The organism is Rhodococcus sp. NPDC004095, assembly GCF_053604015.1.
In genome coordinates, this window is record NZ_JBSGGS010000013.1 from 1 (window position 1) to 24855 (window position 24855).

Below are 24855 nucleotides of genomic sequence, written 5' to 3' on the forward strand. Positions count from 1 at the left end.
GCCGACGAAGCCGACAGCCTTGATCCGGTCGTCGGTGAGCAGGACGTCGACAACCTCCTTGTCGCCGTTGACCACGTTGAACACACCGGCGGGCAGCCCGGCCTCGACGAACAGCTCGGCGATGCGCAGCGGCACCGAGGGGTCGCGCTCGGACGGCTTGAGAATGAAGGCGTTGCCGGCGGCGAGGGCCGGACCGGCCTTCCACAGCGGGATCATCGCGGGGAAGTTGAACGGGGTGATGCCGGCGACGACACCGAGCGGCTGGCGCATCGAGTACACGTCGATGCCGGTGCCGGCGGACTCGGTGTACTCGCCCTTGAGCAGGTGCGGAGCACCGAGCGCGAACTCGATGACCTCGAGGCCGCGCTGGATGTCGCCCTTGGCGTCGGGAATGGTCTTGCCGTGTTCCGAGGACAGCAGCCGCGCGAGCGAGTCCATCTCCTCCTGCACGAGCTGGAGGAACTTCATCAGGACGCGGGCACGCTTCTGCGGGTTGAACGCGGCCCACTCACGCTGAGCGTCAACCGCGTTGGCGATGATCGCCTCGGTCTCGGCCTTGTCGGCGAGCGGCACGCGTGCCTGCACCTCGCCGGTGTTGGGGTCGTAGACGTCGCCGAACTTGTCGGAGGTGCCGGGGACGCGCTTGCCGCCGACGAAGTGAGTGAGTTCCTGAACCATTTTTCCTGTCCTGACTGAAGGGAAGGCCACCGGAGGAAACCGCGCCCGGATCACGGGTGCTCGGATATGTGCCCATCCTATAGTTGGAAGTCCACGTATGTCTAGAGCCGGCACCCCGCTCGGGTGGCGGTGCCGACGCTCTACGGGGCGGGGAACGACGCGTTCCGGCCGCGCCCGGTAGAGCTCCAGCCCCGGCGATGCAGGCGCTCGGCGCCGTCGAGCAGCAGATCGAGCGCGAACTCGAACTCGAACTGCTCGTCGCAGCCCTGGCCGACACCCGAGAGGTCGCCGTGGGTGGCGGCCAGCGTGATCTCGAGGATGTGCGGGTACCGCTGGGCGAACTCGGCCGCCATCTGTTGCAGTGCCTGTGGGTCGGGCGGCGGCGCGTGATCGTCGTGCGGTTCGTCGAACAGTTCGGGACTGAACCCCCAGATGCGGTTGCCGAGGGCGTGCATCACGTGGTGGGTGAGGTCGACGGAGAACCCGCCCGCACGGAACATGCCGGCCACCGAATCCATGTACTGCAGCACCGCCGGCGTTCGCCGCGTGCGGGATTCGATCGCCTGCCGCGCCCATGGGTGGCGCAGCACTGCTCGTCGCGCCGCGAGTACGCGTTCCCGAACGCCACCCTTCCAATCCAGGGCCGGATCGGGGGGCGTGAACTCGTCGATGACGAGGTCGACCATGCCGTCGAGTAGCTCGTCCTTGTCCGCGATGTGCTTGTACAGCGCCATCGGCACCACCCCGAGCTGTTGCGCCAGTCGCCGCATGCTCAGCCCAGCAAGACCGACCTCGTCCGCCAGCACGACAGCCGATCGCAGGACCCGATCGCGGTTGAGCGGTATGCGAGCGCGACCCTGGGTGTCGCGAGACATCGCCTCCTCCTTGCCCAGTCACCTGGCCTCGAGCTTCTCGGCAGGGCGTGGCCGTGCACAGCGAGCAGCAAGTACCCCTGTCCGTGCGGCACTTTGCCACACTCCCGGGTGCATGGTGCGCGGCACCATTGACAGGTGTACATCGTACACTTACCGTCTCAAGGGAAAGTGTACGGCGTACACCACCGAGTCAGGAGAGGTACCGACATGAGTACCGCCGCATTCACTCCGCCGGCGACTGAGGCACAAGGACCGGTCGGCACCACCGGGGCGACGACTGCGCGCATCGCCGGCGCGCTGTACCTCGTCACCTTCGTCACCTCGATTCCCACCCTGTGGCTTTACGAGCCGATACTGGACAACCCGAACTTTGTTCTCGGTGCCGGAAACCCCGACAGTGTGCTGTGGGGTGCATTTCTCGAGGTCGTCCTGGCGCTCGCGTGCATCGGTACCGCCGTCACGCTGTTCCCGGTGGCACGACGTCAGAGCGAGCCGGCGGCCCTCGGTTTCGTGGCTGCCCGAGCACTCGAGGGCAGCCTCATCATGGTCGGTGCCATCAGCCTGTTGTCGGTCATCACCCTGCGCGAAGACAGCGCTGGAGTTGGTGTGCGGGACGAGGCCTCGCTCGTCACGGCCGGCCGGGCACTCGTCGCAGTCCACAACTGGACGTTCCTGCTCGGACAGAGCCTGATGCCCGTGGTCAATGCGCTGTGCCTGGGCTACGTACTGCTGCGCTCCGGTCTCGTGCCGCGGATCATCCCCGTCGTCGGCCTCGTCGGTGCCCCACTGCTGCTCGCCTCCGACATCGCAATATTCTGTGGCGTCTACGCCCAGGGCACCGCGCCCGCCGGACTCGCCGCGCTCCCGATCTCGGTGTGGGAGTTGTTGCTCGCCGCCTGGCTGATCGCCAAGGGCTTCCGGACTCCCCGAGCGGCCGCCCGCACAGGTGGAGGTGCCGAGTTGCCGCCGGAAGCGAAGAACGACAACGGACCGACTGAACCGGGGACGCCGGCTCCGACTGGTCGCCGATCATGAAGCGCACACCGAAGATGTCCTCGCCGGCGGACCCCCCATCCTTCCCGGCGCGATCGGCCGGCATACCCGGTCGCGCACTCGCTGCGCTCCTCGTCCTCACGGCAGTCCTCGTCGCCGCGTTCGTCTTCGCCCCGCGCGTGCTGGCGGGCAGCAGGCCCGGCGGAGGCCTCTTCGACCAGGGCAGCCTCGCCGCCACCCTCCGCGAGGCGTTCGACGGCTATTGGAGGTCCGGCGACCGGGCTTTCTCCCCCGGACTGGAGACGCTGGTCGACTACTGGTTCCGGTACCACGTCGCCAAGGCTGTGATCGCTGTGCTCCTGCTGGCCGTGCTCGTCGCGCTCGCGGTTCTGCTCTGGAAGGCGTTCCTGAAAACCGACGGTGTGGGGTCGGGAAGGCGTGCCGCGCTCGCGTCGGCCGGTGTTCTCGCCACGATGCTCGCGCAGGTCTCGTTGGTGCTGGTGATGGCCAACATCCAGGGAACGGTCGCGCCCTTCTCCTCGCTGATCTCGATGCTGCCGGTCGGCGAAACCGACGGAGAACTCGCCGGGACGCTCGGTGAGGTCCGGCGACAACTGGCCGACTCCCCGAGTGCGGGTGACCAGACCCTGCCCGCCCTCGATGTGATGATCAGGGACTTTTCTCGATACCACGCGGCGATGGCCGTGATCGCAACGATCGTGGCGGCTGTCCTCCTCGGCATGAGCGTGGCGTCGTGGACGACGTGCGCGCGAACGGGATCGTCCGACAGGCGAACGAGACGCCTCATGGGCTCGTTCGGCGTGTTCTGGACGTTGCTGTCCCCGGTCGTGATCGTCGTCGCAGTGGCTAACACGACCACCGCGGCAAACCCGGTCCCAGCACTCTCGGCATTCTTCGACGGGAGGTGACTGGGCAAGGGATGTGACTGGACAATTGTCCGCCCGGATTCAGACGTCCGGTTACTCGCCGCCGAGTGCCCGGTACAGCGCGTCGAGGTCGCGCAGGGCACGCGCCACGTCGTCCCCCTCGGCCGCGGTCGCCCGCAACGCGGCCCGCAGATGCACGGGGTTGAGATCTTGCGGCGCCGGCGCGAACGGGAGCCGGGGCAGCGCCGGGAGGACGGCGTCGTCACCGAACCAGTCGCCGAGGTCGGGCGCCTCCTCCGACCGCTCGTCGACGCCGCGGATCAGGGTGTCGAGGTCGACCCCGCGCAGCGTGAGCAGCAGGGTGGGGTCGGAGTCGAGACGCTCCGCCGTCACCGCGACCAGCGCGGCCGCGTGCCGGCAGGGCCAGCCCTGGTCCGGGCAGGTGCACCCGAAGTCGACGTCGCCCGGGCCGATCGGCAGCAACAGTTCACCGAGTTCGGCGGGAACCACCCCCGACGCCACCGCGGCGAGCACGCCCGCCGTCCCGCGGACCCGGTCGACCAGCTCGGTGAGCGCGTCCGGGTCCAGGCGGCGCAACGTGAACGTCGCAGTGAACGGCTCGTTCTGCGAACCCTGCACCTCCCCGATCACCAGCCCCGGAGCCAACCGCACCCCGAGCACCTGACCGGCCCGCACATGACTGCGGCCACGAGACAGCCGGGCGCCCGGCGCGGCGCGTTCGATCGCGCCGAGCAGCGACCGCCCCCACCCCGACCCCGCGGGCCGTCGTGGCACCCCGCGGCCGCTCATTCGCCCACCGCGTCGTCGCCGAGCATCATCAGCGCGGCCAGCTCGTCGTCGCTCATCTCGGTGATCCACTTCTCCCCGACCCCGACGGCGAGGTCCGCAAGTTCCGCCTTGCCGGTGAGCATCGCGTCGATCCGTTCCTCGAGGGTGCCCACGCACAGCAGCTTGCGCACCTGCACGTCGCGGCGCTGGCCGATCCGGAACGCCCGGTCGGTGGCCTGGTTCTCGACTGCCGGGTTCCACCACCGGTCAAGGTGCACAACGTGATTGGCGGCGGTCAGGTTCAGGCCGGTGCCGCCGGCCTTCAGCGAGAGCACCATGATCGGGGTGTCCGGGCCGGAACGATCGTGCTGGAACGCGTGCACCATCGCGTCGCGGGCGGCACGGGACACCCCGCCGTGCAGGAACGGGACGTCCACCCCGAACCGCTCGGCGAGATAGGTCGTGACGATCGAGCCGAACTCGCGGAACTGGGTGAACAGCAGCACCCGCTCGCCGTCGGCAAGCACCGCGTCGACGATGTCCTCGACCAGCGCGAGCTTCCCGGACCGGTGCCGTCCGCGCCGCAGCACCGCCGACCCGTCCGCCAGGTAGTGCGCGGGATGGTTGCAGACCTGTTTGAGCCGGGTCAGTGCGGCGAGCACCACGCCCTTGCGTCCCGCCGGGGTCTGCGCGTCCCGCAGTCGTGCGGTCATGTCGTCGAGCACCGCCCGGTACAGGCTCGCCTGCTCGACGGTCAGGTTCGCGCGCACCGTCATCTCGAACTTGTCGGGCAGGTCGGAGATCACCGCGGGATCGGTCTTGACGCGGCGCAGCACGAACGGCGCGGTGACGGTCTTGAGCCGGGCGAGCGTGCCCTCGTCGTGTTCTCGCTCGATCGGCACCGCGAATCGGGCCCGGAACTGTTGCGGCGAGCCGAGCAGCCCGGGATTGGCGAAGTCGAGGATCGCGCGCAGCTCCTCCAGCCGGTTCTCGACCGGCGTGCCGGTCAACGCGAGCCGATGCCGGGCCGGGATCGCCCGGACCGCCCGCGACTGCGCGGTCCCGGAGTTCTTCACGTGCTGGGCCTCGTCGAGAACGACCCTTCCCCAAGTGATCTCGCGGAGTGTGTCGACGTCGCGCGCGGCCAGCGCGTAGGTGGTGACCACCAGGTCGTGGTCGGCCGCCGCGGCCGCCAGCGCCTCCCCGCGCAGGCGCGCGGCACCGTGGTGGACGTGCACCCGCAGTCCGGGCGTGAACGTCGCCGCCTCGCGCTGCCAGTTCCCCACCACCGACATCGGGCACACCAGCAGCGTCGGTGGCACGTCACGCGTCCCGGGTTCGAGCGCCTCCCGCTCGTGGGCGAGCAGCGCCAGCACCTGCACCGTCTTGCCGAGGCCCATGTCGTCGGCGAGGATCGCCCCCAGCCCGAGCCGGTGCATCGACGCCAGCCAGTCCAGTCCGCGCTGCTGGTACGGCCGCAGCGTCGCGGCCAAACCCGCCGGCGTGGGCACCCCGGCCGGCCGGGACCGCGAATCGAACAGCGCCGCAGCCCATCCGGTCGACATGATCTCCTGCACCGGCAGCGGCGGCGGCCCGGCGGCGAGTTCGGCCAGCAGCCCGCCGAGTGTGGAGTCGTCGTCCGCGCGGGCACCGACGTACCTGGCCGCCTTCGCGAGCGCCGCGCCGTCGGCCTGCACCCACCGGCCCCGCAACCGCACCAGGTCCGACGTCGAACGTGCCAGCCGGTCGAGTTCGTCGGCCGTGAGCACGTGATCACCGACCGCGAGTTCCCAGTTGTAGGACAGCAGTTGACCCAGTCCGACCGCCCGGTCGTCGGTGTCGAGCAGCACCGGCGGACTGGTCACCTTCAACCGCAGCGACGGGGCGGCGATCACCCACTCCCGTGGCAGCAGCAGCGTCACCCCCGCCACGGCCAGCGCCCTGGCACCGTGCGCGACGAGGTCGGTGACCACCGCCAGTGGCAGCAGCAGGTCCAGGCTGTCCGGGTCGGACGGGACCGCCCGCAGCCGCGGGTACGCCTCCATCGCGACGCCGAGCCCGCGCAACGCGATCCGCATGGAATCCGGGTCGGCGTACCGGACGGGCACCGGCGCGGGCGCCTCCCCGACCGGCCGCAGGCACACCTCCAGCCGCCACAGCACCTCCTCCGGGTCGGGGGCCGCGCCGCCACACGCCGCTTCGTCCGGTTCGACGAGCCGCAGCACCAGGTCCGGCTCCTCGACCGCGAGCGACTCGCGCCACCGCACCAGCCGGGCCTCGGCCTGCGCGCCGCCGGACTGCGGGGAGGGCTGTTCGTTCGGTGCCACGAGCGGGCTGTCGGTCAGCAGCGCGTGCAGCAGCGGATGCGCGCCCTCGCGGCCGCCGAGCCGGTCCCGCGCGATCGGGTCGGTGAGCGCCTCGACGAAGTCGTCGAGGGCCTGCCTGCCGCCGGCGGCACGCAGTACTCCGGGCATCGCGACGGCGAGTTCGGCCAGCCACGCGCGCTGCCGGTCCCCGCCGAGCAGCCGCCACCGCGCCCACCAGTGCCCGTCCTCGCGGCGCAGTTCCGGCACCACCCGGCCCGCATCCACCCACCGTCGGACACCCCGCGCGACGTGCACCAGGTAGCGGAGGTCGCCGGGCAGACGCGGATCAGCGGCGGGCAGGTCGAGCAGCAGCGAGGCCGCGTCGGCGGGGGCGAGCGCCAGCGCGGGCACCGTGACGTCGGAGAGGGTGCCGTCCCCGTTGGGCAGGGCGACGGTGGCGCGGTGCCGGAACCTGCGACCGAGCAGCCCGGGCAGCGGCGACGGCAGATCGACGCCGTCATCCGGTGCGGCGGCGTCGCGCCAGAGCATCACTCCCGCCCCGGGGGACCACACCGCATGCACCACCGGACCATCCAATCACCCGCCGCCGACACCCTGGATTTACGGGTGTGACCAGCGGGATAATGACCTCTGGCGGTGTGGGTTCACCGGCATCGCCTGCGCAGCGTCGGGAGGGTCGATGACCGTACTGATCCAAGTGCTCGAGCAGGGCTATGCGCACGGCACGCCGTGGCAGCAGCGCAAGTATCAGTTCGTCGACGCCGCGCACGTCGTCGGCCTGCGGTTGGACGGCCGGTCCGGGGTGTGGCTGGACATGGTCCGCCCCGGCGAGTCCCACCAGCTGGCGTCCACCCCGATCCCGGAGGAGTCCCTCTACTTCCTGCTCCGAATCGTCGACGAGATCGCCACCTGCAAACGACAGGGCGGCTACTGGCTGATCGGGCATGACGGCATGAACCTCGACTCGATCGCCGCGACCCGCTTCCCACTGCCGTGACGACACACGACCCGACCCCGGGCTCCGGTCCCCGTCCGGTGCGCGCCCCGCGCGGATCGACCCTGACGTGCCGCGGCTGGCCGCAGGAGGCGGCGCTGCGGATGCTGATGAACAACCTCGATCCCGAGGTCGCCGAACGTCCCGACGACCTGGTGGTCTACGGAGGCACCGGGCAGGCCGCGCGCAACTGGGCGGCGTTCGACGCGATCGTCGCGACCCTGACCGGCCTCGCCGACGACGAGACCATGCTGGTGCAGTCGGGCAAGCCGGTCGGTGTGCTGCGCACCCACGAGTGGGCGCCGCGGGTGCTGATCGCCAACTCGAACCTCGTCGGGGACTGGGCGAACTGGGAGGAGTTCCGCCGGCTCGAGTCCCTCGGGCTGATCATGTACGGGCAGATGACGGCGGGCTCGTGGATCTACATCGGCTCCCAGGGCATCCTGCAGGGCACCTACGAGACGTTCGGGGCCGTCGCCCGTCGCCTGGCCGCGTCAGGTCGCCGCGCGCAGTGCGACGGGACCCTCGCCGGCACCGTCACCCTGACCGCGGGCCTCGGCGGCATGGGCGGGGCGCAGCCGCTCGCGGTCACCATGAACGGCGGCGTCGCGATCGTTGTCGAGGTCGACCCGGCCCGCATCGCCCGCCGGATCGACCACGGCTATCTCGACGTCGAAGCCGCCGACATCGACGAGGCGCTGACTCTCGCGGTCGCCGCGCGGGACGACCGCAGACCGCTCTCGATCGGCCTGTGCGGGAACGCCGCCGAGGTGCTTCCGGAGCTGCTGAGGATGAGGGCACCGGTCGACGTGGTCACCGATCAGACCTCCGCGCACGACCCGCTGAGTTATCTACCCGTCGGGATCGCCGTCGAGGACTGGCACCGGTTGGCCGCGAAGGATCCCGGCTGGTTCACCGAGCAGGCGCGCGCGTCGATGGCCCTCCACGTCCAGGCGATGGTCGGCTTCCAGCGTGCCGGCGCCGAGGTCTTCGACTACGGAAACTCGATCCGCGACGAGGCCCGCAAGGGCGGCTACGAAAGGGCCTTCTCGTTCCCCGGGTTCGTACCGGCCTACATCCGGCCGCTGTTCGAGGAGGGCCGCGGCCCGTTCCGGTGGGTCGCGTTGTCCGGCGACCCGGCCGACATCGCCGCCACCGACCGGGCGATCGGTGCCCTGTTCCCCGACGACGCGCACCTGCACCGCTGGATCACGCTGGCCGGCGACAAGGTGCGGTTCGAGGGGCTGCCCGCCCGGATCTGCTGGCTCGGCCACGGGCAGCGGCACCGGGCCGGTCTGCGGTTCAACGAGATGGTCGCCTCCGGGGAACTGTCCGCACCGGTCGTGATCGGCCGCGACCACCTCGACGGCGGGTCGGTGGCGTCGCCGTACCGGGAGACCGAGGCGATGGCCGACGGGTCGGACGCGATCGCCGACTGGCCGCTGCTCAACGCCCTGGTCTCCACCGCGTCGGGGGCGTCGTGGGTGTCGATCCACCACGGAGGTGGTGTCGGAATGGGCCGGTCGATCCACGCCGGGCAGGTGTGCGTCGCCGACGGCACCGACCTCGCCGCCCGCAAGATCGAGCGGGTGCTCTCCAACGATCCGGCGACGGCGGTACTGCGGCACGCGGATGCCGGCTACGACCGCGCCGTCGAGGTGGCCGCCGCCCACGGGATCCGGATCCCGATGCGGGAGCGACGATGAGCGCAGGCGTGGGTCAGTCGACGGGTACCGGGACCGGGTCGGCCGCGGCCACCCGGGGGCGGACGAAGCGCAGGTAGGCGAGCGTGAGACCGGCGAGCCACACGGCGCCGACCACCAGGGCGACACGCGAGTCGGCATCGAACGCGAGCACCACGATCACGAAGCCGAGGAACGCCAGCGCCGCCAGCTGCCCGTACGGCCACAGCGGGACCGGGAACTTCAGGGCCGCCGTCTCCTGCGGGCTCATCCGGCGCCGCGACCGGTACTGCGACAGCAGGATCATCACCCACACGAAGATCGTCGCGAACGTGGCGATCGAGGCGATGACGACGAACACCGACTCGGGGATCAGGTAGTTGAGCAGCACCGCGAGCAGCAGCGCCCCGATCATCACCACCACCGTCATCCACGGCACCCCGCCCCGGGTCACCTTCGCCATCACCGCGGGCGCCTGGCCGCGCTGCGCCATCCCGTACATCATCCGGCCCGCACCGAAGATGTCGCTGTTGATCGCGGACAGCGCCGCGGTGATGACGACGACGTTGAGCACGGCGGCGGCCGGACCGATGCCGATGGCCTCGAAGATCTGCACGAACGGGCTGCCCTCGGTGCCGATCGTGTGCCACGGGTTGATCGCCATGATCACTGCGAGGGTGGCGACGTAGAACAGCATGATCCGCACCGGCACCGTGTTCACGGCGCGGGGAATCGTGCGGGCCGGGTCCTCGGCCTCACCGGCGGTGATGCCGATGATCTCCGTGCCGCCGAACGCGAACATGACGATCGCGAAGCAGGCGACGAACCCGCCGAAGCCGTTCGCGAAGAAGCCGCCCTCGGCCCACAGGTTGCTCACTCCGGTGCCGGTGTCGTGGACGCCGAACCCGAAGATCAGGATCGCGATGCCTGCCGCGATCATCGCGACGATCGCGGCCACCTTGACGAGGGTGAACCAGAACTCGAGTTCGCCGAACACCTTGACGCTGAGCAGGTTCAGCGCACCGATGAAGAACACGATCGCCAGCACCCAGATCCAGCGCGGCACGTCCGGGAACCAGAAGCCCATGTAGACACCGAACGCGGTGACGTCGGCGAGGCAGACGACGATCATCTCGAACGTGTAGGTCCACCCGGTCATGAATCCGGCGAGCGGGCCGAGGTGCCGGCCCGCGTACTCCCCGAACGAGCCGGACACGGGGTTGCTGACGGCCATCTCACCGAGTGCCCGGAGCACGATGTAGACGGCGGCGCCGCCGATCAGGTAGGCCAGCAGCACGGACGGCCCGGCCTTCTCGATCGCCCCGGCCGACCCGTAGAAGAGTCCGGTCCCGATGGCCGAGCCGAGCGCGATGAATCGGATGTGGCGGGCGTTCAGCCCTCGGGTCAGCGCCGTCGCGGCGTCCTTCACTTCAGGCTCCCAGCTAGGTCGTGCAAGCGTGCGACCAGCACTTTAGCCGTGTTGCGCAGGTCACCGCCCTGCGGCCCGGGCGCGTCAGGCGCAGCAGTTCGGGTCGAGCACCGCCCGCAGCGCGTCGAGGGAGTCCCGGCGCACCCGGTGGCAGACGCTCATCCCGTGCCGGGTGGACTCGACCATCCCCGCCTTGCGGAGCTGCGCGAGGTGGTGGCTGACGGTGGACTCGGCGACGTTCAGCGGGACGGCGAGGTCCCCGGTGCACATCTCCGCGTCGGGGGCGGTCAGGAGCAGCGAGAGCAGCTTGACACGGACGGGGTCCGCGAGCGCCTTGAGCCGTAGCGCGAGCTGCAACGCGTCGTCGTCGGAGATCGGAGTGGCGGACACCGGTGCGCAGCAGATCGGTGCGGTGACGTCGAGCACGGGCAGCGCCTTGGGCATGAGTCCGATCATCCCAGCCTCTTGACATATGTCAAGAAGGTGGCGCACCCTGGGCTCCGCAGTAATTCGACATATGCCACAAAGGTTGGCACTTCGAGGAGGCCGCCATGTCCCGCGCCCAGCTCGCCCTCAACGTCGACGACCTCGACCAGGCGATCACGTTCTACTCCAAGCTTTTCGGCACCGCACCCGCGAAGCGCAAGCCCGGCTACGCGAACTTCGCGATCACCGAGCCGCCCCTCAAACTGGTGCTGCTGGAGAACCCCGGCAAGGGCGGCACCATCAACCACCTCGGCGTCGAGGTCGAGTCGACCGAGCGGGTGCACCAGGAGATCGCCCGCCTGTCCGGAGAGGGCCTGTTCACCGAGGAGGAGATGAACACCACCTGCTGCTTCGCCACCCAGGACAAGGTGTGGGTGACCGGCCCGGCCGGCGAGAAATGGGAGGTCTACACCGTCCTCGCCGACTCGGACACCTTCGGCACCAGCCCGCAACTGCTCGCCGCCGGCGAGGAGAACTCGGGCGGCACCTGCTGCGGCACCGCGGCGTCCTCCACGTCGTGCTGCTGACCGCGTGCGCACACCGGTGACCACGGCAACTCCGGTCGGCAGGCTCTCCACCCTCGACCGCTACCTGCCCGTCTGGATCGGCGCCGCCATGGTCGCCGGACTCGTTCTCGGCCGCGCGATCCCGGGGATGAACACCGCGATCGAGAAGGTGCAGGTCGACGGCATCTCGCTGCCGATCGCCCTCGGCCTGCTGATCATGATGTATCCGGTCCTGGCGAAGGTCCGCTACGACCGCCTGGGCTCCGTCACCGGGGACCGCAGGCTCCTCGTCGGCTCCCTGCTCCTGAACTGGGTTCTCGGGCCGGCGCTGATGTTCGCCCTCGCCTGGATCTTCCTGCCGGATCTGCCCGAGTACCGAACCGGACTGATCATCGTGGGCCTGGCCCGCTGCATCGCGATGGTGGTCATCTGGAACGACCTGGCCTGCGGCGACCGCGAGGCTGCCGCCGTGCTGGTGGCGATCAACTCGGTCTTCCAGGTGATCATGTTCGCCGTCCTCGGCTGGTTCTACCTGTCGGTGCTGCCCGGTTGGCTGGGTTTCGAGCAGACCACCATCGACGCCTCGCCCTGGCAGATCGCGAAGTCGGTGCTGATCTTCCTCGGTCTGCCACTGGTTGCCGGCTACCTCACACGCCGCTACGGAGAGAAGGCCAGGGGCCGCGACTGGTACGAGTCGACTTTCCTGCCGAGGATCGGCCCGTGGGCCCTGTACGGACTGCTCTTCACAATCGTGGTGCTCTTCGCGCTGCAGGGCGACCAGATCACCTCCCACCCGTGGGACGTGGTGCGGATTGCCATCCCCCTGCTCGCCTACTTCGCGATCATGTGGGGCGGCGGCTACCTGCTGGGCGCCGCCCTCGGACTCGGCTACGCACGCACGACCACGCTGGCGTTCACCGCCGCCGGCAACAATTTCGAACTCGCCATCGCCGTCGCGATCGCCACCTACGGCGCGAACTCTGGGCAGGCGCTGGCCGGTGTGGTCGGTCCCCTGATCGAGGTCCCGGTCCTGGTCGGGCTCGTCTACGTCTCGCTCGCCCTGCGTGGGCGATTCTCCCGAAAGGTGCCCGCATGACACCCAGCGTCCTGTTCGTCTGCGTCCACAACGCCGGCCGCTCCCAGATGGCCGCCGCCTTCCTGACACACCTCGCAGGGGACGCGATCGAGGTCAGGTCGGCGGGCAGCGCACCGGCGAAGTCCGTCAACCCGGCCGCCGTGGCCGCGATGGCGGAGGTCGGGATCGACATTTCCGCGCAGAGCCCGAAGGTCCTCACCACCGACGCGGTGCAGACGTCCGACGTGGTGATCACCATGGGTTGCGGGGACACCTGTCCGTGGTTTCCCGGCGTCAGCTACCGCGACTGGGCCGTCGACGACCCCGCAGGCAAGGGCCTCGACGACGTCCGCCCGGTCCGGGACGAGATCCGCGCCCTCGTCGAGGCGCTGATCGCAGAATTGCTGCCCGCGTGAACCGAACCCGTTGTCGAGGGTGTGACCGGTACCGCTAAGATCGCTGCCAGGTCATGAGTGCCAGTGCCAAGCCCCGGCTCGCTGGTCGGCAACCCTCCATCCGCGGTGGGGTGCCCCGGGTGATGACCTGGTCCTCCGGAACGGAGGACAAGCGCGGGTCCGCTGGGACGGACCCACCAACCGGGCCACGACCCACCGGAGGTTTCACCATGTGTTGTTGTCGCAGATAGGCCCCAGCCAGCCCCGGGCGCCCTTGCCGCGCCTCATCTCCCGACACTCTTGGAGCAGAGCCAACTCATGAGCGAGAACGCAACCGATCCGACCGCCAACTGGACCTTCGAGACCAAGCAGATCCACGCCGGCCAGACATCGGACGCCACCACCAAGGCACGCGCGCTGCCGATCTACCAGACCACCTCGTACACGTTCGACAACACCGACCACGCCGCCGCGCTGTTCGGGCTCGCCGAGCCGGGCAACATCTACACCCGGATCATGAACCCGACGCAGGACGCGGTCGAGCAGCGGATCACCGCGCTCGAGGGCGGCGTGGCCTCGCTGCTGCTGTCCTCCGGTCAGGCCGCGTCGACCTTCGCGCTGCTGAACATCGCGGGCGCCGGCAGCCACGTGGTGTCCAGCCCGAGCTTGTACGGCGGCACCTACAACCTCTTTCACTACACGCTGCCGAAGCTCGGCATCGAGGTCACCTTCGTCGAGGATCCGGACGACCTGGAGCAGTGGAAGGCCGCGATCCGCCCGAACACGGTCGCGTTCTACGGCGAGTCCATCGCGAACCCGCGCAACGACGTCCTCGACATCCCCGGCATCTCCGAGGTCGGGCACGCCGCCGGCATCCCGCTGATCGTCGACAACACCGTCGCCACCCCGTACCTGCTGCGCCCGCTCGAGCACGGCGCCGACATCGTCGTGCACTCGGCGACGAAGTACCTGGGCGGCCACGGCACCGCGATCGCCGGTGTCATCGTCGACGGCGGCACCTTCGACTGGACTCAGGGTCGCCACCCCGGCTTCACCACCCCGGACCCGAGCTACCACGGCGTCGTGTTCGCCGACCTCGGTGCGCCGGCCTACGCCCTCAAGGCGCGGGTCCAGCTGCTCCGCGATCTCGGGTCGGCGGTCTCGCCGTTCAACGCGTTCCTGATCAGCCAGGGCATCGAGACCCTGAGCCTGCGCATCGAGCGGCACGTGCAGAACGCCACCGCGGTTGCCGAGTTCCTGCAGGGCCGGGACGAGGTCACCTCGGTCTCCTATGCCGGTCTGCCCAGCTCGCCCTGGTACGAGCGAGCCCAGAAGCTGGCCCCGAAGGGCGCGGGCGCGATCGTCGCGTTCGAACTCGCCGGCGGTGTCGAGGCGGGCAAGAAGTTCGTCGACGCCCTGACCCTGCACAGCCACGTCGCTAACATCGGCGACGTGCGCTCACTCGTCATCCACCCCGCGTCGACCACCCACGCCCAGCTGAGCGCGGAGGAGCAGCTGGCGTCCGGCGTCACCCCGGGCCTGGTTCGCCTGGCGGTCGGCATCGAGGGCATCGACGACATCCTGGCCGACCTCGAAACCGGTTTCGCGGCGGCGGCATCTTGACGATCGGTTCCGTTTCGGGCGCCCGTCCGGCCGGGTCCCACGAGGGATTCCCGTCGCCGGACGGGCGGCTGACGTCCGTCTCCATCGGCGCGGTGACGCTCGAGAGCGGCGCGGTGCTCCCCGACGTCACTCTGGCCGTGCAGGTGTGGGGCGAACCGAACAAGACCCGCGACAACGTGGTGCTCGTCGAGCACGCACTGACCGGTGACTCACACGTGACCGGGCCTGCCGACGCCGACAACCCCTCGCCCGGGTGGTGGGACGGCATGGTCGGCCCCGGCGCGCCCATCGACACCGACGAGTGGTGCGTGCTGGCCACCAATGTGCTCGGCGGTTGCCGCGGCACCACCGGCCCTGGCTCGATCGCCCCGGACGGCCAACCGTGGGGATCCCGGTTCCCGGCGATCTCCATCCGCGACCAGGTGGCCGCCGAGGTGGCGCTCGCGGACCGGCTCGGCATCGAACGGTTCGCCGCGGTGCTCGGCGGGTCGATGGGCGGCATGCGCACCCTGGAGTGGATCGTCGGCCAGCCGGAGCGGGTGGCGGCCGCACTCGTCCTGGCCGTGGGCGCCCGCGCGACGGCGGATCAGATCGGCACGCAGACCACCCAGATCGCAGCTGTCACCTCCGATCCGGACTGGCTGGGCGGCGACTACCACGGCACCGGCCGCAGACCCGAGGCCGGGCTGCGTATCGCGCGCAGGATCGCGCACCTGACCTACCGCACGGAGAGCGAACTCGACGCGCGCTTCGCGAACAACGCCCAGCAGGGCGAGAACCCGCTCGACGGCGGCCGCTACGCCGTTCAGAGCTACCTCGAGCACCAGGCCGACAAGCTGGTGGCCCGTTTCGACCCGGGCACCTACGTGTTGCTGACCGAGGCGATGAACCGCCACGACATCGGTCGCGGTCGCGGCGGCGTCGAGGCGGCACTGGCCTCCTGCACCGTCCCGACCATCGTCGGCGGCGTCGACTCGGACCGGCTCTACCCGCTGTGGCAGCAGCGGGAGATCGCCACCCACCTCGCCGGATGCGAGGGTTTGCGGGTGGTGAACTCGAAGGACGGTCACGACGGATTCCTCACCGAGGCGGCGTGGGTCACCACCCTGCTCGGCGAGACGATGGCACTGGCCAGGGCACACCGCACCGACTGCCGCGTCCGCTAGACAGCCCACACCGGGCCCGTCCCGGCGGGCGGATGTCACGACACGCGCGTGGTCGTGGCGCCCTCAACACCAAATCGTTAGCATCGAAAACGTGTCTGTGACCGACCCGCCGTCCGTACGCTCCGCACCCAACGGGCAGCCCGCGCCTGCAGCGTCGGGAGCGCGATGGCCACTCCCGACGGACGGGACACGGATCGCGATCGACATCGGACCGTTGCACCTCGAGAACGGTGTCGCGCTCCCCGACGTCGTCCTCGCCGTCCAGTGCTGGGGCACGCCGACCCCGGCCCGCGACAACATCGTGCTGGTCGAGCATGCCCTGACCGGCGATTCCCACGTCACCGGCGAGGCGGGACCGGGCTTGCCCGTCGCCGGCTGGTGGAACGAGCAGGTCGGACCCGGCGCGCCGATCGACACCGAGGAATGGTGCGTGGTGGCGGCGAACGTCCTCGGCGGGTGTGACGGCTCCACCGGCCCCTCGTCTCGGGCACCTGACAACGCCCCGTGGGGGTCGCGGTTCCCGGCGATCTCCATCCGCGACCAGGTCGCCGCCGAGGTCGCGCTCGCGGACCTGCTCGGAATCGATCGCTTCGCGGCAGTCGTCGGCGGCTCGATGGGTGGCATGCGCACCCTGGAGTGGATCGTCGGCCATCCGACACGGGTGGAGGCCGCGCTGGTCCTGGCGGTCGGTGCCCGCGCGAGCGCGGACCAGATCGGCACCCAGAGCACCCAGATCGCCGCGATCACCGGCGACCCCGACTGGCAGGGCGGCGACTACCACGACACCGGCCGCTCCCCCGAGGCCGGCCTGGCCCTGGCGCGCAGGATCGCGCACCTGACCTACCGCGCCGAGGTGGGCCTGGACTGGCGCTTCGCGAACGACGCCCAGCCGGGTGAGGACCCCCGAGCCGGCGGCCGGTACGCGGTGCAGAGCTACCTCGACCACCAGGCGGCGAAGTTGGCGGACCGCTTCGACCCCGGCACCTACGTGGTGCTCACCGACGTCATCAACCGGCACGACGTCGGTCGTGGGCGCGGCGGGGTCACGGCCGCGTTGACCTCGACACAGGTCCCGGTGATCGTCGGCGGCATCGACTCCGATCGACTGTTCCCGCTGCGCCAACTCGAGGAATTGGCGACCCTGCTGCCCGGCTGCGACGGGCTGCGCGTGGTCCACTCCGCCGACGGACACGACGGATTCCTCACCGAGGCGGCGTGGGTGACGGGCCTGCTCGGGGAGACGATGACGCTGGCCCGAGCAGGTCGCATCGGCTGAACGCGGGGCGAGACCCCAGTTTCGCCAATGCCCTCATCGGGAGTGTCTCAGCTCGATAACATCGCGCCGTGCTCCCTACAGCAACAGATCCGACCACGACCCACCCGCTGCCCGGTGGCATCCGCCGGCGCCCCGCTGGGGCTGCCGGTTTCGCCGCGGCGACAACCACCCTGTCGCCTGACACTCGGCCCCTCCTGGCGTTTCCCCCGACCGACGGGACCATGGTCCATCTCGAGATCGGCACGCTGCACCTCGAGTCGGGCGAGCAACTGCCCGACGTCACGATCGCCGTTCAGTGCTGGGGTGAGCCGAGCCCCGACCTGGACAACATCGTGTTGATCGAACACGCTCTCACCGGGGACTCCCACGTGGTCGGCCCCGCCGACGACGTACACCCCACCCCCGGCTGGTGGGAGGGCATGGTCGGCCCCGGCGCCCCGATCGACACCGACGAATGGTGTGTTCTCGTCACCAACGTGCTCGGCAGTTGCCGCGGCACGACCGGACCCTCCTCGCCCGCACCGGACGGCCGCGCCTGGGGCTCGCGGTTTCCCGCGATCTCGGTTCGCGACCAGGTCGAAACGGAACGCGTACTGGCGGACAAACTGGGCATCAAGCGGTTCGCGACCGTCGTCGGCGGCTCACTGGGCGGCATGCGTGCCCTCGAATGGATAATCGGCCACCCGGACCGGATCGCGTCGGCGCTGATCCTCGCGGTCAGCCCCCGCGCGACCGCAGACCAGATCGGCGGCCACACCGCCCAGATCGACGTCATCGCCTCCGACCCGAACTGGCACGGCGGCGACTACTACGGCACCGGCACCTCGCCGGACCACGGGCTGAACATCGCCCGCCGGTTCGCGCACCTGACGTACCGCGGCGCCGCCGCCCTGGACGACCAGTTCGAGAATGCCGCACAGGACGGCGAGGACATCTGGAACGGCGGCCGGTACGCGGTCCAGAGCTACCTCGAGTACTGCGCGAACAAACTGGTGGCAACCTTCGACGCCGGCTCCTTCGTCGCCCTCACCCACTGCGCCAACAAGCACGACGTCGGCCGCGGCCGCGGCGGCATTCCCGCCGCCCTCGCGTCGACCCCGGTCCCGGTGATCGTCGGCGCCATCGACTCCGACCGGATCATGCCGCTGAACCAGGTCCTGGAGATGGCGGACATGCTCCCGGGTTGTGACGGTGCGCGGGTGGTGCACTCACCCGCCGGGCACGACGGCTTCCTCACCGAGGTCGAGTGGGTCACCGAACTGATGGACGAGACCCTGGCGCTGGCCCGGACGATCCGCGCCAACCCGTAGTCGCCGCCGGGCCGGTGCTGCCGCCTCGACGGTGGCATCACCGGCGCACGCCTTCGGCGGCCGACTCGGGGCGCCTGTTGCTCGCTCGGGTGCGGCTCAGCCGGTCCCGAGCGGGTCGATGGAGACGGCGAGCCACACGATCGTGCCCCCGACCAGCGTCAGTGCGGTGACGTCGAAAGCCTGCCCGCGCACGGCAAGCAGGCCCACCTCCTCCGGCCGCAGGCAGAGCCGGAACCCGGCGGCCAGCAGCGTCGCGATGCCGAACACGAAGGCACCTCGACGCCACCGGTCGGCGAGCACGAATCCGATCCCGACCAGCACGACGGCCGCCACCACGAGCAGCGGCAGGTTGCGGCGGGCGAACCCCAACCACCGGCTCGCGGAGCCGGCCCGGGCACTCACGTCGGTCAGGCCGACTCGGCGGCGAGCTGCTCGGCGCGCTCGACGACGTTGCTCAGCAGGAACGCTCGGGTCAGCGGTCCGACGCCACCGGGGTTCGGGGAAATGAAGCCGGCGACCTCGCGCACGTCGTCGGCGACGTCACCGCGCAGTCCCTCGGGGGTGCGGCTGACGCCGACGTCGAGGACCGCGGCACCCGGCTTGACCATGTCCGCGGTGATCAGGCCCGCGACGCCGGCGGCGGCGACGACGATGTCGGCGCGGCGCACCTCGGCGGCCAGATCCTTGGTACCGGTGTGGCAGAGGGTGACGGTGGCGTTCTCGGAGCGGCGGGTCAACAGCAGCCCGATCGGACGGCCGATGGTGACGCCACGACCGACGACGGTGACGCGGGCGCCGTCGATCGGCACCTCGTAGCGACGCAGCAGGTGCACGACACCGCGCGGGGTGCACGGCAGCGTCGACTCCTTGCCGAGCACCAGCCGGCCGAGGTTGACCGGATGCAGGCCGTCGGCGTCCTTCTCCGGGTCGATGCGCTCGAGCGCGGCGTTCTCGTCGAGGTGCTTGGGCAATGGAAGCTGCACGATGTAGCCGGTGCACTCCGGGTTGGCGTTGAGTTCGTCGATGACGGCCTCGAGCTCGGCCTGCGTGATGTCGGCGGGCAGGTCACGGCGCAGCGAGTTGATGCCGACCTTCGCGCAGTCGGCGTGCTTGCCGCGCACGTAGGAGGCCGAACCGGGGTCGTCACCGACCAGGACCGTGCCCAGCCCGGGGGTGATGCCCTTGGCCTTGAGTGCGTCCACCCGGGCCTTCAGGTCGATGAAGATCTCGTCTCGGGTTACCTTGCCATCCAGGATCGTCGCAGTCACGGCGCCCATTGTTTCAGGTAACACTGAACTCATGGCACACAGTCCTGAACTCGCGCCCGAATTGCACGGTCCGAGGGTGGTACTGACCGCGCTGAGACCGGAGCATCGGGCCCGGCTGCGCGAGATCCACCGGGAGCCGGAGGTGCGCCGGTGGTGGCAGATGCCGGACGACGACTGGCCGGAGGTCACCGAACCGGACACCACCAAGTACACGGTGCTCGAGGACGGCCGGGTGGTGGGCTTCGCCCAGTGGTACTTCGAACCCGATCCGGAATACCGGCACGCCGGCCTGGACCTGTTCCTGTCTGCCGAGGTTCAGGGCCGCGGTCTGGGCACCGAGGTGGTGCGGGTGCTGTGCGCGCATCTGATCGACGACCATCACCACCACCGCCTCGTGATCGATCCGGCGGTCGCGAACTCCGCCGCGATCGCCTGCTACCGGAAGGTCGGGTTCAAGGACGTCGGAGTGATGCGCGAGTACGAGCTGCGCCACGACGGCACCCGGGACGACGGCCTGCTGATGGACCTGCTGGCGCGCGAGTTCGTGCGCTGAGGCGGAGTCAGGTCCGTCGGATCGTCGCGAACCAGCCGGGCGCGCCGTGGTCGTGGAATCGCGTCTCGATCCGGTCCGGTTCGATGCACACGACGACCCAGCCGTCATCCGAGGTGAACGCGCTGCGCAGGTCGTCCCGCGTGACCGGATGCGGGCCGGTGTCCGGTCCGCCGTCGCTGAAGCACAGCACGTACAGCGTGCCACCTGGCTCGGTCACCGCCGCGAGACTCGCGACGTACCGCGAGCGCTCGGCACCGTCGAAGGTGTGGAACAGTCCGCAGTCCAGCACCGTGTCGAACGTGCGACCCACACCCGCCAGGTCGAGAGCATCGGCCGCCGCGAACTCGACCTCCACTCCCCGGTCCTCCGCCTTCGTCCGGGCCATCGCCAGGGCCGTCTCGGCCACGTCGACACCCAGGACCGACAATCCCAGTGCCGCAACGTGAAGCGCGTTCTCCCCGGTCCCGCAGCCCGCATCGAGCACGGATCCGGTGAAGCCTCCCTCGGAGGCGACCCGCACGACGGCCGGCTGCGGTCGGCCGGTGTCCCAGGGAGCGGGGCCCTCCCGGTACGACGCGTCCCAGGGCAGACCGGTCATTCGTTCGTGACCGGTCGGGCGCCGGGGCTCGGGACTCAATGCTCGACGACCAGTCCGTGCGCGGCGGCCAGGGCGACCGCCTGGGTGAGGTCGATCTTGGCGCCCCCGAGTTTCGCATTCGTCCACAGGCCGGCGTCGGCGTGCGCGCCCCGCAGGTCCGCTTCCTCGAGGCGGACCCCGAAGGTGCGGGCGCCGTGCAGATCCACGGCGCGAAGGTCCGCCTTCCGGAGATCGGCCTCGACGAGGTTGGCCTCGCGCAGCCGGCAGTCGGTGAAGTCGACGCCGCGGAGGTCCGCCTTCCCGAGGGAGGCGAGGGTGAAATCCACCTCGTCGAATTCGATCGGCCGCATCCGGCACTGCTCGAACGTCGACCCGAGCACCGTCGAACTGTGGAATGCACTGTGCCACAGCGTTGTCCGCGCGAAGGTGCAGGATCGGAACGCGGTCACGGTGTGCTTCGAGTCGGTCAGGTCGGCCCCCGTGAAGTCGCAGTCGGTGAACACGACGTGCTCGGTCCGCAGTTCGCTGAGGTCCGCATCGCGGAAGGTGCAGCCGGTGTAGTGCCTCCCGACCCAGTGCTGGCGCGCCAGCCGGGCATCCGAGAAGTCCTCGCCGACGAATTCCTGGATCTCTTCTGCCATGCCCCGATACTGCCCTGCCCCGGCGACAGGCGAGACCGGCAGTGCGTGTCCGGCAGCCATCCGACGTCTGCTACTCGACCCTCACGCGGGCGGCGTGAGCCTGACCCGGCTCGGTGTGATCCGAACTTCGGTGTTGTACAGGCGGTCGATCTCGCCGATGGTCGTCCGCAGTTCCGAGGTGATGGCGGCCGAATACTTGTCGACGTAGGGATGGTTGCTGCTCGGCAGCACGTTCGGCGTCAGACTGGCGGTGCCGGTGATGACGACGATGTCCCCGCCGTGTTCGTCGGAGTTGAAGTTCAGCGACACCGTCGGTCGCAGGCCGATGTTGTGCACCTTGCGCGAGCCCGGCGGGGTGAACACGACCAGGTCCGCACCGTCGGGCACGAACCACACCGGGTTCGGGGCGGGGGTTCCGCTGTCTGCGACGGTCGTGAGCCACACGACCTGGTCCTCGGCGATCCGTCGCAGCGCTTCCGGTGGCATGTCCATGGGCGTCGGCCTCCTGTGGGATTGCTCAACCATACGACGCGACACACCCGCATGCCGGGTTGCCGACCACGCCCGCCACGGCCGGTGGCAAGCTGATCGGGTGTTCCGTCTGCTGTTCCACGAGCCCCGCATCCCTCCCAACACGGGCAACGCGATCCGCCTCGTCGCGGGCACCGGGTGCGAACTGCACCTGGTGGAGCCGCTGGGGTTCGACCTGTCCGAGCCGAAGCTGCGGCGGGCGGGCCTGGACTACCACGACCTGGCATCGGTGACGGTGCACACGGACCTGGAGGCGGCGTGGGCCGCGCTGGCCCCGGAACGCGTGTACGCCTTCACCGCGCACGCCGAGACGAGCTACGCCGACATCGAGTACCGCCCCGGTGACGTGCTCCTGTTCGGGCCCGAGCCGACGGGCCTGTCGGAGGAGGTCCTCGCCGATCCGCACGTCACCGCGCGGGTGCGCATCCCGATGATCCCGGGTCGGCGCTCACTGAACCTGTCGAACGCGGCCGCGGTGGTGACCTACGAGGCGTGGCGCCAGCACGGCTTCGCGGGCGGGGTCTGACCCACGGTTCGCCCTCGGTCACGGCCGGCGATCACCGTCCCCCGCTCGGCGCATCTCCACCCGCATCTGGGTGAACCGGAACAGCCCCGGCCCGCCTGCGACCTCCTCGTAGGCCGCGACCACCTCGGCCATGAACCGATCCGCCCGGTCCGGGGCGAGACGACCCGTCCAGTCGGTGGATCCGACGGTGCACCAACGCGTGAAGTCCGCACGAGAACCGAAGTCCCACTGCATGTCCCACGTGCGCAGGCCGGTCACCGTCAACCCCGCGGATTCGGCGAGCGCGGAGTACGACTCGGGGTCGGGGTGCACGTACGGGGCGACGAAACCGGCGAACTCCGCGGCCCACTCGGCCCGTCGGGTCACGTCCATCTCGACATCCTCGACGCCGGGACGTTCGCTCGCGCACACCAGTTGCACCACCGCACGCCCGCCGGTCCGCAGCGTCCGGGCAACGGCCGCCAGCGCCCGCCGCTGGTCGGGCACCCAGTGCAACGCATTGAACGAGACCACGACGTCGAACTCGCCGACGAACGGCAGGTCGCGGGCGTCGGCGGTCAGGAACCGCACCGAGGTGCCGTCCGGCACCGGCCTGCGCGCCGCCGTCTCGACCATCCGGGGCGACGCGTCCACCCCCACCACCGATCCGCGGGGTAGCCGCCGGGCGAGTTCGAGGGTGACGTACCCGTCCCCGCAGCCGACGTCGAGGAGCCGCTCGTCACCGTCCAGGGCGAGGTGAGCCAGCGCCTGCCCGGCGAGCGTGCGTTGCAGCGCACTCACCTCGGCGTAGTCGCGACCCTCCCACGCGGGCACGTGAGCCAGCATACGAGCGTTTCGGTCGAGCCCACCGAGGATTCTGCGCCGCGACCGCAGGCCCGCACGGTGTGGCCGGGTAGCTGCGCGGCGCGGGCGGCGCTGGGCAGGAACCACCTCGAACCCCGCGCCCACCGCGAGCTGTACGACCTGGCCGCGGATCCCGACGAGGTCACGAGCGGAGTCCGACCCCACCGGGCGCGTCCGTCAGGCGCCGTGGAACGGATCCCGGCACTGGCAGTACATGGCACACGACGCGGCGTGATCGATCATCAGGATCTCCGCGCAGCGCGCCGGTGCCGGACGGAGCCCGATCAGTCGGGCAATTCGACCCGGGCCCGTCGTGCACGCCGGGTGCGCGCACGACGGGCAGAAGCCCTGACGTTCGGCTGTGACGAGTTCAAACGCATCGGACCGGTACACCCGATCAGGATGACCCGCCGTCACCTCGGCGGGAAGAATTGGACTCGCCGTGCGCGAATCACCGGGTGACGCTCACCGCGCGCCCGCAGCGATGTCGAGGAACTCGCGGGCCGAACCGCGCAGCCCGCGGTCGCGGTCCCACACCGCCTGCAACCGTCGTGGAATCCGCAGGCCCTGCAGTTCGACGGCGACGAGGCGGCCATCGTTCAGGTCGGCGGCAACCGCCAGCGACGACACCACCGCGGGCGCGTTCCCGGCGACGACGGCGGCCTTGACCGCGGTGCAGGACGTCAGTTCGAGCAGCGGGGCCACGCAGCCGGGGACCGCCTTCTCCAATGTCGTGCGGGTACCGGACCCGAACTCGCGCTGGATCAGCGGGGTGCGGGCGAGCTCGGCCGGGGCGATCGGACCGGACCTCGCCCAGGGGTGGCCGGGCGGAACCACGACCACCAGTTCGTCGCGGGCGACTTCGCGCGAGTCGAGACCGGCGGGCACCTCGGGCCCCTCGACGAACCCGAGGTCGGCGTCGCCGGCGAGCACCTGGATGGCCACGTCGGTTGAGTTGAGCAACCGCACCGACGTCACCACGTTCGGGTTCTTGCGGCGCATGGTGACGGTCCACCCCGGCACCAGGTACTCGGCGATGGTCATGCTCGCGGCGACGGTCAGGTTCGCCTCCCGTTCCCCTCTCAGCGCGGAGATGCCGGAGGCGAGATGCTCTGCGGCGGTGAGTGTTCCCGTCGCCCACTCGAGCACGAGACCACCCTCGTAGGTGGGGGTCACGCCGGTGGTGGCGCGATCGAACACCTTGATGCCGAGCTGCCGCTCGGCCGAGCGCACCCGGGCGCTGACGGCCTGCTGACTGAGGCCGTGTTCACGACCGGCCGCACCCATGCTGCCCAGCCGCGCAACGGATACCAGGACATCGAGAGCAGCCAGTTCGGGGACCCGGGGCGAGAGCGGCATGGGCGCCAGGATACCCGGGCGACAAACACGGGTTGTGAGGTGACA

26 protein-coding genes and 1 riboswitch are annotated in these 24855 nt (G+C 70.3%); of the genes, 13 read left to right on the top strand and 13 right to left on the bottom strand.

The features are described 5' to 3' along the window. Positions 1-678 (bottom strand): aldehyde dehydrogenase family protein (locus tag ACWEPG_RS22510; protein ID WP_452595381.1); only part of this gene is annotated, 678 nt, incomplete at its 3' end. Between the two features lie 140 nt (positions 679-818). After that, positions 819-1553 carry a TetR/AcrR family transcriptional regulator gene (locus ACWEPG_RS22515; protein ID WP_450132446.1) on the bottom strand — a complete coding sequence of 245 codons (735 nt, stop codon included), beginning with the start codon at positions 1551-1553 and terminating at the stop codon, positions 819-821. Between the two features lie 207 nt (positions 1554-1760). Here ACWEPG_RS22515 and ACWEPG_RS22520 point away from each other — a divergent pair, with 207 nt between their 5' ends. Both ACWEPG_RS22520 and ACWEPG_RS22525 read left to right on the top strand, forming a co-directional pair. Beyond that, entirely contained in the window at positions 1761-2588 is an 828-nt protein-coding gene (locus ACWEPG_RS22520) for a DUF4386 domain-containing protein (RefSeq protein ID WP_452595382.1), read from the top strand. Continuing rightward, entirely contained in the window at positions 2585-3475 is an 891-nt protein-coding gene (locus ACWEPG_RS22525) for a hypothetical protein (protein WP_452595383.1), read from the top strand. Before ACWEPG_RS22520 ends, ACWEPG_RS22525 begins: the two co-directional genes overlap by 4 nt. Positions 3476-3526: 51 nt before the next feature. Here the strand turns inward: ACWEPG_RS22525 and ACWEPG_RS22530 are convergent, their stop codons facing one another. Beyond that, on the bottom strand, positions 3527-4243 hold the full coding sequence (locus ACWEPG_RS22530) for an SWIM zinc finger family protein (protein ID WP_450113484.1): 717 nt from the start codon (positions 4241-4243) through the stop codon (positions 3527-3529). Next, on the bottom strand, positions 4240-7077 hold the full coding sequence (locus ACWEPG_RS22535; protein ID WP_452595384.1) for a DEAD/DEAH box helicase: 2838 nt from the start codon (positions 7075-7077) through the stop codon (positions 4240-4242). Before ACWEPG_RS22535 ends, ACWEPG_RS22530 begins: the two co-directional genes overlap by 4 nt. Positions 7078-7228: 151 nt before the next feature. Between ACWEPG_RS22535 and ACWEPG_RS22540 the strand changes: the two genes are divergently transcribed. Continuing rightward, positions 7229-7546: a hypothetical protein gene (locus ACWEPG_RS22540; RefSeq protein ID WP_450113483.1), complete on the top strand. Its 318-nt coding sequence runs from the start codon at positions 7229-7231 to the stop codon at positions 7544-7546. Then, a complete protein-coding gene (hutU, locus tag ACWEPG_RS22545) occupies positions 7543-9249 on the top strand; it encodes a urocanate hydratase (RefSeq protein ID WP_450113482.1) in 1707 nt (568 codons plus the stop codon). The genes ACWEPG_RS22540 and hutU overlap by 4 nt, the downstream gene beginning before the upstream one ends. Before the next feature lie 13 nt (positions 9250-9262). Here hutU and ACWEPG_RS22550 read toward each other — a convergent pair whose 3' ends face one another. Further along, entirely contained in the window at positions 9263-10654 is a 1392-nt protein-coding gene (locus ACWEPG_RS22550; RefSeq protein ID WP_450113481.1) for an amino acid permease, read from the bottom strand. An 84-nt stretch (positions 10655-10738) separates the two neighbouring features. Continuing rightward, complete coding sequence (locus ACWEPG_RS22555) at positions 10739-11098, bottom strand: Rv2640c family ArsR-like transcriptional regulator (RefSeq protein WP_450113548.1); 360 nt, start codon at positions 11096-11098, stop codon at positions 10739-10741. A gap of 107 nt (positions 11099-11205) precedes the next feature. Between ACWEPG_RS22555 and ACWEPG_RS22560 the strand changes: the two genes are divergently transcribed. From ACWEPG_RS22560 to metX (ACWEPG_RS22590), 7 genes are all read left to right on the top strand, one after another. Continuing rightward, the gene (locus ACWEPG_RS22560) at positions 11206-11667 is read left to right on the top strand and encodes an ArsI/CadI family heavy metal resistance metalloenzyme (RefSeq protein ID WP_452595385.1); all 462 of its coding nucleotides are present in this window, start codon (positions 11206-11208) and stop codon (positions 11665-11667) included. 4 nt (positions 11668-11671) lie between these two features. Further along, positions 11672-12742 carry an ACR3 family arsenite efflux transporter gene (arsB, locus tag ACWEPG_RS22565; RefSeq protein ID WP_452595386.1) on the top strand — a complete coding sequence of 357 codons (1071 nt, stop codon included), beginning with the start codon at positions 11672-11674 and terminating at the stop codon, positions 12740-12742. After that, the gene (locus ACWEPG_RS22570; RefSeq protein WP_452595387.1) at positions 12739-13137 is read left to right on the top strand and encodes an arsenate reductase ArsC; all 399 of its coding nucleotides are present in this window, start codon (positions 12739-12741) and stop codon (positions 13135-13137) included. Before arsB ends, ACWEPG_RS22570 begins: the two co-directional genes overlap by 4 nt. 49 nt (positions 13138-13186) lie before the next feature. Then, positions 13187-13297, top strand: a riboswitch (SAM riboswitch). A 137-nt stretch (positions 13298-13434) separates the two neighbouring features. Beyond that, complete coding sequence (locus ACWEPG_RS22575) at positions 13435-14739, top strand: bifunctional o-acetylhomoserine/o-acetylserine sulfhydrylase (RefSeq protein ID WP_450113477.1); 1305 nt, start codon at positions 13435-13437, stop codon at positions 14737-14739. Continuing rightward, positions 14736-15905, top strand: coding sequence for a homoserine O-acetyltransferase MetX (metX, locus tag ACWEPG_RS22580; protein WP_452595388.1), 1170 nt, complete (start codon positions 14736-14738; stop codon positions 15903-15905). The genes ACWEPG_RS22575 and metX (ACWEPG_RS22580) overlap by 4 nt, the downstream gene beginning before the upstream one ends. Positions 15906-15996: 91 nt before the next feature. Beyond that, positions 15997-17181, top strand: coding sequence for a homoserine O-acetyltransferase MetX (metX, locus tag ACWEPG_RS22585; protein ID WP_452595389.1), 1185 nt, complete (start codon positions 15997-15999; stop codon positions 17179-17181). Between the two features lie 194 nt (positions 17182-17375). Beyond that, positions 17376-18491, top strand: coding sequence for a homoserine O-acetyltransferase MetX (metX, locus tag ACWEPG_RS22590; protein WP_450113547.1), 1116 nt, complete (start codon positions 17376-17378; stop codon positions 18489-18491). A gap of 96 nt (positions 18492-18587) precedes the next feature. Here the strand turns inward: metX (ACWEPG_RS22590) and ACWEPG_RS22595 are convergent, their stop codons facing one another. Together ACWEPG_RS22595 and ACWEPG_RS22600 are read right to left on the bottom strand one after the other, a co-directional pair. Next, positions 18588-18893: a DUF3017 domain-containing protein gene (locus ACWEPG_RS22595; protein ID WP_450113474.1), complete on the bottom strand. Its 306-nt coding sequence runs from the start codon at positions 18891-18893 to the stop codon at positions 18588-18590. A gap of 5 nt (positions 18894-18898) precedes the next feature. Next, positions 18899-19759 carry a bifunctional methylenetetrahydrofolate dehydrogenase/methenyltetrahydrofolate cyclohydrolase gene (locus tag ACWEPG_RS22600; protein WP_452595390.1) on the bottom strand — a complete coding sequence of 287 codons (861 nt, stop codon included), beginning with the start codon at positions 19757-19759 and terminating at the stop codon, positions 18899-18901. A gap of 31 nt (positions 19760-19790) precedes the next feature. Between ACWEPG_RS22600 and ACWEPG_RS22605 the strand changes: the two genes are divergently transcribed. Continuing rightward, entirely contained in the window at positions 19791-20312 is a 522-nt protein-coding gene (locus tag ACWEPG_RS22605) for a GNAT family N-acetyltransferase (RefSeq protein ID WP_452595391.1), read from the top strand. A gap of 7 nt (positions 20313-20319) precedes the next feature. Here the strand turns inward: ACWEPG_RS22605 and ACWEPG_RS22610 are convergent, their stop codons facing one another. From ACWEPG_RS22610 to ACWEPG_RS22620, 3 genes are all read right to left on the bottom strand, one after another. Next, a complete protein-coding gene (locus ACWEPG_RS22610) occupies positions 20320-20910 on the bottom strand; it encodes a class I SAM-dependent methyltransferase (RefSeq protein WP_452595392.1) in 591 nt (196 codons plus the stop codon). A 35-nt stretch (positions 20911-20945) separates the two neighbouring features. Then, positions 20946-21551 (bottom strand): pentapeptide repeat-containing protein, encoded by a 606-nt coding sequence (locus ACWEPG_RS22615; protein ID WP_450113470.1) that lies wholly within the window; start codon positions 21549-21551, stop codon positions 20946-20948. A gap of 81 nt (positions 21552-21632) precedes the next feature. Further along, positions 21633-22043 carry a pyridoxamine 5'-phosphate oxidase family protein gene (locus ACWEPG_RS22620; protein WP_450113469.1) on the bottom strand — a complete coding sequence of 137 codons (411 nt, stop codon included), beginning with the start codon at positions 22041-22043 and terminating at the stop codon, positions 21633-21635. A 100-nt stretch (positions 22044-22143) separates the two neighbouring features. On the opposite strand from ACWEPG_RS22620, the gene ACWEPG_RS22625 reads away from it, so the two are divergent. Then, the gene (locus ACWEPG_RS22625; protein ID WP_450113468.1) at positions 22144-22608 is read left to right on the top strand and encodes a tRNA (cytidine(34)-2'-O)-methyltransferase; all 465 of its coding nucleotides are present in this window, start codon (positions 22144-22146) and stop codon (positions 22606-22608) included. Between the two features lie 18 nt (positions 22609-22626). Here the strand turns inward: ACWEPG_RS22625 and ACWEPG_RS22630 are convergent, their stop codons facing one another. Both ACWEPG_RS22630 and ACWEPG_RS22635 read right to left on the bottom strand, forming a co-directional pair. Continuing rightward, positions 22627-23421, bottom strand: coding sequence for a class I SAM-dependent methyltransferase (locus tag ACWEPG_RS22630; protein WP_452595393.1), 795 nt, complete (start codon positions 23419-23421; stop codon positions 22627-22629). A 495-nt stretch (positions 23422-23916) separates the two neighbouring features. Further along, positions 23917-24810, bottom strand: a complete 894-nt coding sequence (locus tag ACWEPG_RS22635) for a LysR family transcriptional regulator (protein ID WP_450113466.1) — start codon at positions 24808-24810, stop codon at positions 23917-23919. Positions 24811-24855: the final 45 nt, after the last annotated feature.